The organism is Dysosmobacter sp. (assembly GCF_052306735.1).
Taxonomy (GTDB): domain Bacteria; phylum Bacillota; class Clostridia; order Oscillospirales; family Oscillospiraceae; genus Oscillibacter.
Genome location: NZ_DAWBAJ010000051.1, coordinates 1 through 13,946, shown reverse-complemented (window position 1 = coordinate 13,946; position 13,946 = coordinate 1). Strand labels below are relative to the sequence as shown.

The 13,946-nt window shown below is 60.3% G+C and carries 10 protein-coding genes and 1 tRNA gene; 9 read left to right on the top strand and 2 right to left on the bottom strand.

Annotated features, from left to right (window positions below; genetic code table 11):
• Positions 1–206 precede the first annotated feature (206 nt).
• The 4 genes from ACT67G_RS10485 to ACT67G_RS10470 all read left to right on the top strand — a co-directional run bounded on the left by ACT67G_RS10485 (position 207) and on the right by ACT67G_RS10470 (position 7,353).
• Positions 207–282 (top strand) — tRNA-Pro (locus ACT67G_RS10485).
• A gap of 301 nt (positions 283–583) precedes the next feature.
• The gene (locus tag ACT67G_RS10480) at positions 584–1,912 is read left to right on the top strand and encodes an MATE family efflux transporter (protein ID WP_443664210.1); all 1,329 of its coding nucleotides are present in this window, start codon (positions 584–586) and stop codon (positions 1,910–1,912) included.
• Between the two features lie 380 nt (positions 1,913–2,292).
• Complete coding sequence (locus tag ACT67G_RS10475) at positions 2,293–6,717, top strand: acyl-CoA dehydratase activase (protein WP_443664209.1); 4,425 nt, start codon at positions 2,293–2,295, stop codon at positions 6,715–6,717.
• A 42-nt stretch (positions 6,718–6,759) separates the two neighbouring features.
• Entirely contained in the window at positions 6,760–7,353 is a 594-nt protein-coding gene (locus ACT67G_RS10470; protein WP_443664208.1) for a sugar O-acetyltransferase, read from the top strand.
• Between the two features lie 57 nt (positions 7,354–7,410).
• Here ACT67G_RS10470 and ACT67G_RS10465 read toward each other — a convergent pair whose 3' ends face one another.
• Positions 7,411–9,342, bottom strand: coding sequence for an FUSC family protein (locus ACT67G_RS10465; protein WP_443664207.1), 1,932 nt, complete (start codon positions 9,340–9,342; stop codon positions 7,411–7,413).
• A gap of 243 nt (positions 9,343–9,585) precedes the next feature.
• Between ACT67G_RS10465 and ACT67G_RS10460 the strand changes: the two genes are divergently transcribed.
• From ACT67G_RS10460 to ACT67G_RS10440, 5 genes are read left to right on the top strand one after another with little or no spacing between them, the layout of a single operon-like run.
• Positions 9,586–10,098 (top strand): hypothetical protein, encoded by a 513-nt coding sequence (locus ACT67G_RS10460; RefSeq protein ID WP_443664206.1) that lies wholly within the window; start codon positions 9,586–9,588, stop codon positions 10,096–10,098.
• A 12-nt stretch (positions 10,099–10,110) separates the two neighbouring features.
• Positions 10,111–10,941, top strand: coding sequence for a TrmH family RNA methyltransferase (locus ACT67G_RS10455; protein ID WP_443664205.1), 831 nt, complete (start codon positions 10,111–10,113; stop codon positions 10,939–10,941).
• Positions 10,942–10,982: 41 nt separating this feature from the next.
• A complete protein-coding gene (locus ACT67G_RS10450; RefSeq protein WP_326215572.1) occupies positions 10,983–11,378 on the top strand; it encodes a DUF5655 domain-containing protein in 396 nt (131 codons plus the stop codon).
• Between the two features lie 41 nt (positions 11,379–11,419).
• Positions 11,420–11,653: a hypothetical protein gene (locus tag ACT67G_RS10445; RefSeq protein ID WP_325244839.1), complete on the top strand. Its 234-nt coding sequence runs from the start codon at positions 11,420–11,422 to the stop codon at positions 11,651–11,653.
• A gap of 14 nt (positions 11,654–11,667) precedes the next feature.
• Positions 11,668–12,663, top strand: a complete 996-nt coding sequence (locus ACT67G_RS10440; protein WP_443664204.1) for a DUF3658 domain-containing protein — start codon at positions 11,668–11,670, stop codon at positions 12,661–12,663.
• A 142-nt stretch (positions 12,664–12,805) separates the two neighbouring features.
• Here ACT67G_RS10440 and ACT67G_RS10435 read toward each other — a convergent pair.
• A partial coding sequence (locus ACT67G_RS10435; protein WP_443664203.1) for a methionine gamma-lyase family protein occupies positions 12,806–13,946 on the bottom strand: 1,141 nt, incomplete at its 5' end.

Genomic DNA, 13,946 nt, shown 5'->3' with positions numbered 1-13,946 from the left:
CAAGGTCACCCCCATGCTGATCGAGGCCATCAAGGCTGCCAAGGCCGCGAAGTAAGAAACGAAAAAACTCCCGGCGGAGAAATTCTCCGCCGGGAGTTTTCTATTCTGTATGGGAAGTGGTGATAGCCATACGTTTTCCCTTGACAATGCCGGAAAAATTCCGTATAATCTTACTGTTGCATCGGGATGGATCACCTGAGTAACAACCGGGTATAGCGCAGTTGGTAGCGCGCTTGGTTCGGGACCAAGAGGCCGTGGGTTCAAATCCCGCTACTCGGACCATGCGGAGTATCATTAAAGGATCTGAAAAGGTCTGCTGATGATACTCCGCATTTTTATTTCTAAATTCCTATATGGGGATCTGTGTGGGGGCGTAGCTTAATGCTACGTCTTTTCTCCTTTCCAAAAGCAGAATGGTACATATAGCAGTTAAATATTGCGCCAAGCATTCCTTGACACCGCGCTGCATACATGTTACCATAAAACTGCTTGTCAGAGGACTTGCAATCCAGTTGATTGCTGAAGTGGGATAAGCCCGTATCGGGTTTTATCCCACTTCTTTTGTTTTGCGGAGGTTTTTTCCATGCGACAAAAAGGGCTTGTAATGACGCGCTACATTTTCCCCGCCGTGGGTGGACTGTTTATGGCGTATCTTTATAACGTCATGGACGGGATTTTCGTTGGGCAGGGTGTGGGTGCCGCTGCTCTCGGAGCTGTCAATATCGGAGTTCCTTTCATCACATTTGTAGTTGCCATTGCTGCCATGTTCCCAATGGGAGGAGCGACAGTCGTTGCTATTCGGATGGGGCGAGGGGATGAAAGGGGTGCAAACCAGGCATTTATGGTGTCCATTTCCCTGACGCTGCTGGCATCTGTCATGCTGATGATTATAGGCATGGTTTTTACCGGCCCCATTGTGGATTTCAGCGGCGGAGCCAAACTCAGCCGCGAAATGCGCCGGATGGCAGTGGACTATCTCTTTTACTATTCGGCGTTTTCCGTTCCCATGCTGATGAGTACCTGCTTGTCTGTTTTTGTACGTAACGATGGATCTCCCGCTCTCTCCTTCCTGGGGATGTGTGTAGGTGCGGTGTCCAACACCTTCCTGGACTGGCTGTTTATCTTTCCACTTGGAAAAGGAGTCGTGGGTGCAGCTGTTGCCTCTGGCCTGGGGCAGATTTCTGCTGTTCTGGTTCTTTTAAGCCACTTTATCCGCAAAAAAGGAGACCTGCGCCTCCAACTCGTTTCAGTTAAGCCCGGCGTGATCGGTAAGATCTGCAAACGAGGCGTTCCGGAGGCGGTTTCCCAGCTGAATACTCCGGTCACAGCGCTTTGCTACAATTTGGTGCTGGCACATTTGATGGGTGACATCGGCGTATCCACCTTCAGTGTTCTCAGTTTCCTTTATTCGCTGGCCAACGCGATTTTCTCCGGCGTGGCTCAGGGGCTCCAGCCCCTTTGGGGAAATTACTACGGCAGACAGGACATAAAGGGGCTGACAGCCATTTTCCAATATGGAATTGCCGTCAATGCGGTTCTATCCCTCTTGGTGCACCTACTGCTGATTGCCTTTGATGAACCGGTGATTCGGATCTTCAATCAAAATGCAGATCTTTTGCAGGTGGCGTCGCAGGCGCTGCCGGTGTTCAGTCTCTCCTTTATCCCCATGGCACTCAATCTGATTTACACAGCATTTCTGTATTCCACAAAACGTACTGTACAGTCTGATGCCATTGCATTTTCCAGAGGAATCGTCATCAAGTCTGCTGCAATTCTTTTGGTTCCCTTCCTGTTGGGCAGTGCGTATATTTGGGTGGCACCGCTGCTTGCAGAGGGGATAACCCTGATGCTGGCACTTATTCTGAAAAAGACGTCCCGGATTGCGGCTTTTTCAAGGCGGCCTAGCGTATAAACACTTCGGAATGTACTGCCGGGGCTGCTGTATTCGCTGTTTCCCTTGTGCTCCCGGTGGATACCTTTGGCGGAGTTTGCCGCCGCATCCGCGTGAGCAGTATTGGCATAGAGCGGCGATTCTCTCTCATCCGACAGATGTGGTCAGATGATGCCTGCTGTCAGGATAAAACATCATTTTGACGGAAGAAAACCGAAATATATCTTGGAATTTCAGTCAAAAACATAAGTAAAAAGAAAGAATCTTCACAAAAAATATACATGCGGATTGTAGGAAAACATGTTACAATAATTTTGAATCGACAGTTATGGGGAGTCTCGGGCTATCCGATCCATATGGAGTGTAGGCACAGGGGCTCCCTAGGAGGAGCGTATACATATATGACAGATACAGGTTCCAATCTCTTGCGTCTGGGCGTGGATGTGGGATCTACCACTGTGAAAGCGGTGGTTCTGGATCCAACCACCAACGGCGTATTGTTTACCCGTTACCAGAGACATAATGCCCACCAGGCGGAAACCGTCCGGCAGCTTCTTACGGAAGCAGCCGGGCGGTTTCCCAGTGCCCGTTTCCGGATCGGCGTGTGCGGCTCTGGTGGCCGGCCCATCGCATCTGCCCTGGAGGCCCACTACGTCCAGGAGGTGGTGGCCAACGCTGCGGCAGTCCGGGCGCTGTACCCCCATGTGCGTACCGCAGTGGAGCTGGGCGGCCAGGACGCCAAGGTGATCTTCTTCCACTATGACGAGGATTCCGGCCGGCTGCAGACCTCGGACATGCGGATGAACGGCAGCTGTGCTGGGGGCACCGGCGCTTTTATTGACGAGATCGCCGCGCTGCTGAATGTTCCGGCGGATGAATTTGAACAGTTGGCGGCTCAGGGAAAGACGGTTTATAGCATCTCCGGCCGGTGCGGAGTGTTCGCCAAGACGGATATCCAGCCCTTGCTGATCCAGGGGGCGGAGCGGGCGGACATTGCCCTGTCCACCTTCCACGCTATCGCCAAACAGACCATCGGTGGACTCTCCCAGGGACTGGAGCTGACGGCCCCCATCATTTTTGAAGGCGGTCCTCTCACCTTCAATCCCACACTGGTGCGGGTGTTCGCGGAGCGGCTGCATCTTGCGGAGCAGGACATTGTCCGTCCGGAGCACCCGGAGACCATTGTGGCCCGGGGCACCGCCATTGCTGTGGATGAGCTTTTCCCCGGTCAGCAGGATGCCATGACGTTGGCCCAGGCCCTGGATCGGCTGGATCATGCCCCCGCCCAGCTGGAAAACGCCGCAGACACAGGGAGACCTTACTTTACCAATAACGCGGAGCGGGATGCCTTCCTCCGCCGGCACCAGGCGGAACTGAAAAAGCCGGTGGATGCCACTGGCCGAACGGTACTGCGGGGGTACCTGGGTATCGACTCCGGATCCACCACCTCCAAATTTGTCTTTATGGACGAGGACGAGCAGGTGACGGATACTTTCTATGCCAACAACCAGGGTGAACCCCTGCGGGTGGTGCGCCAGGGACTGCTGGCCCTGGCGGAGAAATACCGGAAGCTGGGGATTCGGCTGGAGGTGCTGGGACTGGGCACCACCGGCTATGGCGAGCAGATGCTCTCCGCGGCCTTCCACGCCGACTACCACACCGTGGAGACGGTGGCTCATGCCCGAGGCTGCCGCCGCTTCTTCCCGGACGCCACCTTCCTGCTGGATATCGGCGGCCAGGACATGAAGGCCATCTGGCTCAAGGACGGTGTGGTCACCAATATCATGCTCAACGAGGCCTGCTCCTCCGGCTGCGGGTCTTTCCTGGAAAACTTTGCTGCCACGCTGGGCATGCCCGTGGATCAGGTGGCGGATGCCGCCTTCCGCTCCCAGGCTCCCGCAGCCCTGGGCAGCCGGTGCACGGTGTTTATGAACAGCACCATCATCAATGAACAGCGCAACGGCAAGCAGCCGGACGATCTGATGGCGGGCCTTTGCCGTTCCATCATTGAAAATGTCTTTACCAAAGTGGTGCGGATCGCCAATGTCGACCAGCTGGGTGACAAAGTGGTTGTCCAGGGAGGCACTTTCCGCAACTTCGCTGTTCTCCGGGCCCTGGAGGAGTACCTGGGCCGGGAGGTGACCCTGGCCCCATATCCCGGTGAGATGGGAGCCCTGGGTGCGGCTCTGGCGGTGAAACAGGAGGTGGAGGCCCACGGCTACGCCAACGGCCGCTGCTCCGCTTTCATCGGCTTTGACGCCGTGGAGCAGTTTACATACACCCGGGAGAGCGGCGTGGTCTGCCCCCACTGCGCAAACCACTGCAGCCGCACCATCCTCCGCTTCCCGGACGGAGGCTGCTTCGTCACCGGCAACCGGTGTGACCGGGGCGCCGTGGTGACGGAGGGCCAGAGCGCGGCAGCGGAGAAGAAAGCCGAAGTCCCCGATCTGATGCGCCTGCGTCAGCAGATGCTCTTCAAGACCTATCCCGTCTCTCCCGTGCGGGAGGAGCAGGGGGAGACCGTCGGCCTGCCCCGGGTGCTGGAGTTTTGGGACAGCATGCCTTTCTGGAGTACCTTCTTCCGGGCTCTGGGGTATGCGGTTCGTTACTCACATCCCAGCAGCCGGAAACAGTATGAGAGCGGACTGCAGTATGTGGCGTCGGACACCATCTGCTTCCCGGCCAAGCTGGTTCACGGCCATGTGCTGGATCTGGCCCACCAGGGAGTAAACCGGATCTTCCTGCCCTATATCCTTCATATGCCCACGGAAAACAAGAGAGAGAAGAGCCCCTATGTCTGCCCGGTCATCATGGGCTATTCCATGGTGGTGCGCAACTTCCAGGCGCCGGAGCAACATTTCCCCGTGCGCTTTGAAACCCCGGTGTTCCACTGGTTCACGGAGAAAGACCGCCAGCGGCAGATCTGTCAGTATGCCGTGGAACACTGCGGCGCCACACAGCGCCAGGCCCAGCAGGCTTACCGTCAGGCGGCAACGGCCATTGCTTCCTTCCGCCGTCAGCTGGCGGAAGAGGGAGAGAAAATCATCGCCCAGACGGAGCAGGCGGGCACCTTTGCCGTGGTACTGGCCGGACGGCCCTATCACACGGATCCTCTCATCAACCACGATCTTGCCCGGATGTTCACCCGCCGGGGCATCCCGGTTTTGACGGTGGACAGCCTGCCGGGACTGGACCGGGCAGACCTGCACCAGTCCCGGGTGGAGATCACCAACGATTTCCACGCCCGGATGCTCTCCGGCGCTATGGTGACGGCGGCCCATCCCTCCTTGGAATATGTGCAGATCGTCAGCTTCGGCTGCGGTCACGACGCCATTTTGTCCGATGAGATCATCCGCCTGCTGGGCGAGGGCAGCGGGAAGCCTCCTCTGATTTTGAAGGTGGACGAGAGCGAAGCCGCCGGCTCCCTGGGGATCCGGGTGCAGTCCTTTATTGAGACGGTGGAGCTGCGCCGGGCCGCTCAGGCGGAGCGGGCCGCAGAGCCCGGCTGCCTGCCGGAGCCCTATCCTGCCAAGTACCGGAAAGAGGACAAAAAGCTGCGCACGGTGCTGGTACCCAATATCTCCGCGCCGGTATCCACCCTTCTGACGGCTTTGCTGGATCGGGAGGGTATCCGGGCCCAGGCTCTGCCGGTGGGCGGTCCGGAGCAGATCCGGGTGGGGAAGAAGTACACCCACAACGATATCTGCTTCCCCTGCCAAATGGTGATCGGTGAGCTCATCGACGCCCTGCAAAAGGGCAACTACCCGGAGGGCACTGTGGCTGTGGGCATGGCCAAGCTCAGCTGCGACTGCCGGATGGCCAACTACACGGCCATCCTCCGCAAGGCGCTGGACAGCGCGGGCTTTGAAGCGGTGCCTATCCTGACCACGGATCCCGGGGACACCAAGGGCATCCACCCAGGTGTGTCCATGCTGGGGGCACGGTCGGTACTGCTGGCGGCGTGGGCGTTTTCCATGCTGAATATTCTGGAGGAGCTCTGCCGGAAGATCCGCCCGTATGAGACGATAGCGGGGGAGACCAACCGGGTGTTTGACGATTGCGTGGCGGATATCGCCCAGGGCTCCAAGAAAGGACTGGGACAGATGATCGCAGCCTTCCGCCGGTCCATCGATGCCTTCTGCGGCCTCCACTATGATCGCTCTCACCGTAAGCCCCGGGTGCTGGTTACCGGCGAGTTGCTGGTGAACTTCCATCCCGGCACCAACTTCCACGTGGAGGAGTACCTGGAGAAAAACGGCATGGAGACCATTCTGCCCCGGATCACGTACCAGTTCCGCAAGGACTTCCAGGCGGCCAACAGTGAGATCCGGGATTTCGGTGCCCATCTGGCCCCCTACTCCTTTGCCCTGGACGCCGCTGTGGAGGGGATCCAGCGCTATCTGGAGCGCATTGCTGCGGCCCATCCCCTGTATCACAAGGCACCCCGGCCTCAGGACCTTTACGCCGGGGTGAGCAGCATCATCCCCAAGACCCTCACCTGCGGCGAGGGCTGGCTCATGGCCGGAGAGATTGCCCACTATGCTGCTGAGGGGGCTCGCTCTTTTATCATCCTGCAGCCCTTTGGATGCCTGCCCAACCACGTGTGCGGCCGGGGCGTCACCAAGCGGCTCAAGGAGCTCTATCCCGGCGTGCAGATCCTGCCGCTGGACCTGGACCCGGACACCAGCTACGCCAATGTGGAAAACCGGCTGCAGATGCTGATTATGAACCAGACCGCAGAACAGGAGAAGCTGGAGCCTGCAGAGGCTCCGGAGCGCAGGACCCACCGGGGCAGCTATCACCGCCCCCGTCTGTCGTCCACCTGACGGCGGACAGACACGGCACCCTGACAACAGGAAGGAGAGACCATGGAACTTCTGGAAATTTTGAAGTGTTCTGAGGGCTATGCGGGGCAAAACCGCAATATCCCGCCGGAGTGGAAGGCAAGGGCTCAAAAACTGTGCTGGGAATATAACCAGACTGCCCCGGACCAGGGGGAGCGGCGGGCGGCCATCCTGCAAGAACTGCTGGGGACCTGCCATCCGCTGACCTTTATCGAACCCTCCTTTCACTGCGATTACGGCTTCAATATCCACACCCACGGCCTGGCGGTCATCAACTATAACTGCGTGATTCTGGACACTTCCCCTGTCCACATCGGAGCCGGGGCCTTTATCGTCCCCGGCGTGTGCCTGAGCTGCGCCGGACACTCCATTGACCCCCATCAGCGCTCGGAGGGGATCAGCACCTCCCAGCCCATTACCCTGGAAGAGGATGTGTGGATCGGGGCCAACGCCGTGATCTGCGGCGGTGTGACCATCGGCAAGGGGACGGTCATCGGGGCCGGCAGCGTCGTTACCCGGGACATCCCTGCCGGTGTGGTGGCGGCGGGCACTCCCTGCCGTCCCATTCGCCCTGTGACGGAGAAAGACCGGATCTTACCGGAAAACATGAAATTCTGACAAAAAAGCAGACCCCCTTCGGATTTCCGGAGGGGGTCTGCTTGTATCGGAGGAGATTCAGGGGGCCGGGGCAGCTGGCTGGATGGGACACAGTGCCCGGGCATTTTCCAGATAGCGGTTCAGCACGTAATAAAGCTCGTCCTGGGGAAGTCCTTCCGGGCGCAGTGTTTCCAGATCCCGCAAAGAGCAGATACGCGTTTCCAGTGCTGCTGCCAGGTTGTCCAATGGGGGAATCTCTGCGGGGGTGACTGCCCCGGTTTGGATGAGGCTCTCCGCCTGCTCCAGTTCAGAGAACATGTTCCAAAGCACCACCAGCCGGGGCCGGTAAAAGGCGGCCTGTTCCGGCGGAAGCTGATCGATATACTGGGCGGCTTCGTGATAGACCATATGGAACTGGGAGAGAAGTTCGCTGAACAGTGCAGGGTCCACCGGCTGGCGCAGGCTGCGCCGGATGACCCCCCAATAGGTGGACTGGAGCTGGTAGAGTTCCTGCAGGTTCCGGCGGAACTGGGGCCCGCGGCGGTTGGGCAGCAGAAAGCGGTTGACCACCAGCACCAGAGCCACCGCCATGGCCAGGTACAAAAGCCGCAGCCAGATGGCCTTGGTCTCCCGTACGGTCAGGGTTGCCATGGTCAAGGCAAAGGCTGTGGAGAAGATGGGGTGGACCCAGGTACCGGGTGTACAGCAGTACATCAGGGAGATCATCACCAGGGAGAACAAAAACACACCCGGAAGACCCGGCAGATACGGATAGACCAGATGCACCAGCACACAGCCGATGGCGGTGCCTACAGGGCGGGTGACCATCCGGTGGGCGCTCTCCTCATAGCTGGGCTGGAGCAGCAGATAGGCATGGAGGGGGAACCAGTAGGTGTGCTCAAATTCCCACAGGTAGCTGATGGTACAGCTTACAGTCATCACCACTGCCAAGCGCAGGGCAAAGCGCAGCTCAAACCGCTTGAGGGAGAGGCGATGGAGCAGGTCCTGCCAGACCGCGGACCAGGGTACCTGATGCCAGGAGACCCCGTGGCGGGGGTGGAGGGATTCCCGGCACAGGATCAAAAGCGTGTGCAGCACGCTGCGATAGAAGATCCGCAGCCGTCCCGGGGGCAGGTCCGTGTGATCCAGCAGAGCCTGAATCTTTCCGGACAGCTGCTGCCGGGACGCGGGATCTTCAGCCTGCTGGAGCTGACGCACCAGCTCCGCCAGGGTATGCATGGTCTGGGAGAAGCCGGGGGTCTCCCGGGCGCGCTTCCATGCCTCCTGGTCGGTGATCAGGTAAGAGGCCCGCTGAAAGAGCAGCGCGAAGAGGTGATAGAACCGCTTCTGCCGGTCCGGCAGTTCCAGAAGATGCCGCCGGTCGTATCCCATACGGTGGAACCCCCGGGTCAGCTCGTAGAGCTCCCGCCCGGCGGCCCGGGCGTCTCCCCCGGCGGCCAGGTCGTCCAGCAGCTGGGCCAGACGCAGAAGGCTCCGGGTGATTTGCTCCGCGGGATCGGAAGAAATGTGCTGTACTCTGGCGTTGATGATGAGGGCCGCCACCAGCAAAACGCAGCAAAAGGCCACTGCCGCCAGCTGGGTGGGGAGCTGTTCCAGGGTGGTGGGGCGCAGTTCCAGAAAGACAAAGGTCATGGCATAGCCCAGGTGCCCTTTGGGAGTAAATTGGCTGCACCGCCATAGTACCAGGAAAAAAGGGACGGCAAAGTTCAGCGCGGCGCACAGCCACACATTCAGCCCCGCCGCGAAAGCCAGCAGGAACAAAAGCAGGGACATGGCGCATGTGGTCACATAGTCCTCCATCCGGTTGGGCTCTTTCCGCCGCAGCTGGAACATGGTGGTGGAGCAGGAGACCACCATGGCATAGCTGGTGCCGAAGATCCAGACCACCAGCAAAAACTGGACGATATAAAACAAGATGGTGGAGAGGGCATTTCGCCACCGGCGCAGAAACAGCGCTCCAAATTCCTTTGCTCCGGAAAGTGCGTGCATGAAAGCCTCCCCCTGCTGTCTTTCGGTATAGCCGCATCCTGTGGGCGGTCTGTGTGTTTATTATAGCGGCCCATTGCCCGGGGAACAAGGGCCGGGAGGGAAAAAGAGAACAAAAGGGCGAAAGCCCAAAGGTCCGGTGGGCGTGATGGGCAGGGAAAGTGGTTTACAAACTTGTCTCCAGACTTTATACTGCAAGAGAGGCTGCCTGCTTGGCAGCCCAGTATGGAAAAAAAGGAGAGAAATATGAAATCCATGGATCGGTATCTCCGGCTTCTTCTGCCGCTGATCGGCGTGGCTTGTATCGTGGCACCGGGGCATGTGGCAGGTGTGCTGCCGTACTTGCTGGGAGGCGCCATGCTGTTTACCGGTTTGCTTCATGGGATTTCCTATCTGCGCGCTCAGGCATTTTTGGAGTCACGGGCCCCGGAGCTGGGACAAGATGTGATCTTGATCGTGATGGGTGCCGCTTTTTTGTGCGAGGGCAGCGGGGCCGTGGGAATCATGGGGATCACCTGGGGGCTCTTGGGCCTGCGGAAAGCGGCTGAGACCATCAACGAGGCCCTGCGCCGGGCATACCGGCAGGAGAGTGCCCTGCTGACCGGCGCGGAGGCCTTCTTGCGTGTGATCCTGGCACTGGCCCTGCTGTTTGAGCCGCTGGAGAAATTTACCCCCCACATCATGCTGCTGGGCCTGGAGCTGGTGCTGGTGAATGTGCGGCTTCCCAAAGAGAAGCCGGAGACGGCAGAGCACAAGTGAGGAGGAGACACATTGCCCAATATCATTGAGGTGAAAGATATCACATCACCGCAGCTGGATCTATTTGCTCGGCTGACGGAGGCGCAGCTGCGCTGCCGGAAGGAACAGGAGAAGGGAATCTTTATTGCCGAGAGTCCCAAGGTCATTGAACGGGCCCTGGACGGCGGTTATGAGCCGGTGGCCTTGCTGATGGAGCATAAGCACATTGCGGGGCAGGGCAGCACCATCATTGCCCACTGCGGCGATGAGATCCCAGTCTATACGGCGCCGCGAGAGGTGCTGGCAGGTCTCACGGGATATGAACTGACCCGGGGTATCCTGTGCGCTATGCGGCGCCCGCCCCTGCCCACTGTAGAGGAATTGTGCGCCGGAGCCCGCCGGGTGGCGGTGCTGGAGGGAATCGTGGATCCCACCAATGTGGGTGCGGCCTTCCGCTCCGCCGCGGCCCTGGGGATTGACGCGGTGCTGGTGACGCCTACCTGCTGCGATCCCCTGTACCGGCGGGCGGCGCGGGTGAGCATGGGAACGGTGTTTCAGGTGCCCTGGACCCGTATCGGCGATGCGCCGGAGCAATGGCCCCACCCGGGACTGGAGCGGCTGGGGAAGCTGGGGTTCCAAACCGCCGCCATGGCGCTGCGGGAGGATTCCCTCTCCATCGATGATCCCCGCCTGCGCCAGGCGGAGAAGCTGGCCATTGTCCTGGGAACGGAGGGGGACGGCCTGGCAGACCACACCATCGCCGGATGCGACTACACCGTGCGGATCCCCATGGCCCACGGGGTGGATTCACTGAATGTGGCGGCGGCCAGCGCTGTGGCTTTCTGGGAGCTGCGGGCCCGCTGAGAGCTGAGACTGGATAGAGACGGGAAAGAGGGGTGACGGTCGTGGAATTTCCGGAGCATTATACGTCAGACCTGTTGTTTTACTTTGACGGGAAGCCCCGGGAACTGACGCTCTATCAGTGCCTGGAGGCGCGGATGGAGGAACAGTTTCCTGAGGCCTCCGTTAAGGTGCAGAAGACCCAGATCAGCTTCTACGGGCGGCATCTCTTTGCCGCTGTGTCGCTGCCCCTGCGGCGACGGAAGGCGTGGCCGGAGCATTGCATCCTGGTGACCTTCGGCCTTTCCCGTCGGCTGGAATCCCCCCGGGTGGCGGTAGCGGTGGAGCCCTATCCCGGCCGCTGGACGCACCATGTGGTGTTCTCCCGGGAGGAGCAGGCGGATCAGGAACTGATGGACTGGATTGGGGAGGCATTTGCGTTTTCCCAAAGCAAGCGCTGAGTGCGGATCGAAAAACACAGGAAGCGGAAAGGAGTACCCCTATGGCGGAGATCATTGATTTTTCCGGCTATCAGGAAGAGCCGGAGTTGGAGACGATGAACCGGGAGCAGCTGGAGGAAGCCCTCCGGCAGGTCCGGGAGCGCATCGCGCAGCTGGACGAGGAGGAGCCGTCCGACATGAACAGCGAGGAATACGAGACCTGGGGCGACGCCCACGAGGAACTGGAAGACCTGGCGGATGAGATCACAGACCGTCTGGAAGAACTGGACGGCTGAGAAAGGATACGGCTATGGTAGAGGTGGTATTCGGGGCCAGCGCCCGGGGAAGCCTGCGGGTGGCTCAGCACTATGGGGAGGGTCCCTGGCACAGGTCGGCCTTTGGTGTGGTGGTGGGCAGTACAGATGGGCGGCCGGTGTCCAAGCGGGAACTTCGGGAGGCGAAGCGCCGGGCGGAGGAGCGGTCCCGCCGGGAGTGGGAGGAGGCTGTCCCCATGGGCGGCAATGCCGGGGACATTTACTGCCTGGATCTGGCCTTGAGTATGGGGGACATCTCCGAGGAGACGCCGGGCCCACTGCGGCAGCAGGCGCTGGAGGCATTGATCCGGGCTTCTTGGAACGCAGAGGAGGCCCGAAAGCAGACCAAAAAGGAATGGGAGGAAACCCGGGCGGCGCTGGACGATGTTGTCACCCGCTCCGCTGCAGGAGAGACGGTGCGGGTGTGGTACAGCCAGCAGAGCGATGAGCTCTGCGGCGCGTGCTTCCTGCTGGAGCGGCTCCAATCTGCCGGGAGCGCCGGGCCGATCTCCCTGGTGGAGCTTCCCCAGTGGGAGGAGCGTCCGGACGGAGCTATGGTTCACCGGCTTGGCTGGGGGGAGGTGAGTCCCGGTGAGTGGGGCCGTCTGGTGACGGCAGCGCGTACGCCGTCCCCGGCACAGCGGCGCTTTTTCGCCAACTGCTGGCGGGAGCTGCGCAGGAAAAACGCACCGCTGCGAGCGGTGGTCAATGGGCAGCTGATGGGTGTGCCTGTGAACTTTTACGACGGGTTCATTGGACAGGAGATCGCAGCGGCGGAGCGGGAGTTCCACCAGGGACAGCTGATCGGCCGGGTGCTGGGCTATCAGCTGGGCATCGGAGATGCCTGGGTGGCCCTGCGGATGGAGGAGATGCTCCGCAGAGGGCTGCTGGAAGCCGTGACCCAGGCGCTGCCGGATAGGCCGGCCTATCACCGGATCCTGCGGCGCACGGAGGCTTTCGATCGGCTGTATGCCGGGGAACGGCTCCAATGAGCCGGAAGAAGGCATGAGCCAAACAGCGGAACCTGCACCTTTTGGGGATGTGGGGCCCGCTTTGTTTTCCCAATATGCAGAGACGCTAAAAAAACCGCACCGGAGATCATGCTCCGGTGCGGCTACAAAATGCTGTGTGAAGTTATTCCGGCAGACGGACAAGACCCGCCTCTGCCAGCTTCTGCAAGCTCATGAGGATGCCCAGCTTGGCGTGGTACCAGGTGAGACCGCCCTGGAAGTAGACGGCATAGGGGGGGCGGATGGGGCCGTCGGCGGAGAGCTCGATGGAACTGCCCTGGACGAAGGCGCCTGCCGCCATGATGACATCGGAATCGTAGCCGGGCATGGCCCAGGGCTCCGGTGTCACATAGCTGTCCACCGGGGCGGCGGCCTGGATGCCCCGGCAGAAGGCAACCATAGCCTCGGGGCTGCCCAATGTCACCGCCTGGATGATGTCGTGGCGGTCCTCGGCGGCGGTGGGCACGCAGGCAAAGCCCAGCTTTTCATAGACATTGGCGGCAAACACCGCGCCCTTCAGGGCTCCGGCAGTGACGGTGGGGGAGAGGAACAGACCCTGATAGAAGGCGGGCATGAGGCCCAGGTTGGCGCCCACCTCCTGACCCAGGCCCGGGGCGGAGAGCCGGTAGGCGCACCGCTCCACGCATTCCTTGGTGCCGCAGATGTAGCCGCCGATGGGAGCAAGGCCGCCGCCGGGGTTTTTGATGAGGCTGCCCACCACCATGTCGGCTCCCACATCGGAGGGTTCCTGAAGTTCCACAAACTCGCCGTAGCAGTTGTCCACCATCACCTTTACGTCGGGCTTGATACTCTTGCAGAAGGCGATGAGTTCCCCAATCCGGGCCACGGAGAGGGAGGGGCGGGTGGCGTAGCCCTTGGAGCGCTGGATGGTGATGAGCTTGGTGCGGTCGTTGATCTTTTCCCGGATGGCGTCGTAGTCAAAGGTTCCGTCGGATTTCAGATCCGCCTGGGCGTAGGTGACGCCGTACTCCATCAAGGAGCACTTGGAAGGACGGATCCCGATGACTTCCTCCAAGGTGTCATAGGGGGCACCCACGGGGGAGAGCAGCTCGTCTCCCGGCAGGAGGTTGGCTGAGAGCGCCACCGTCAGGGCGTGGGTGCCGCAGGTGATCTGGGGGCGCACCAGGGCGGCCTCCGTATGGAAAACGTCGGCATAGACCCGTTCCAGATTGTCCCGGCCCTCATCGTCGTAGCCGTAGCCGGTGGTGGCGGCAAAGTGGGTGGCGTTCACCCGGTTTTTCTGC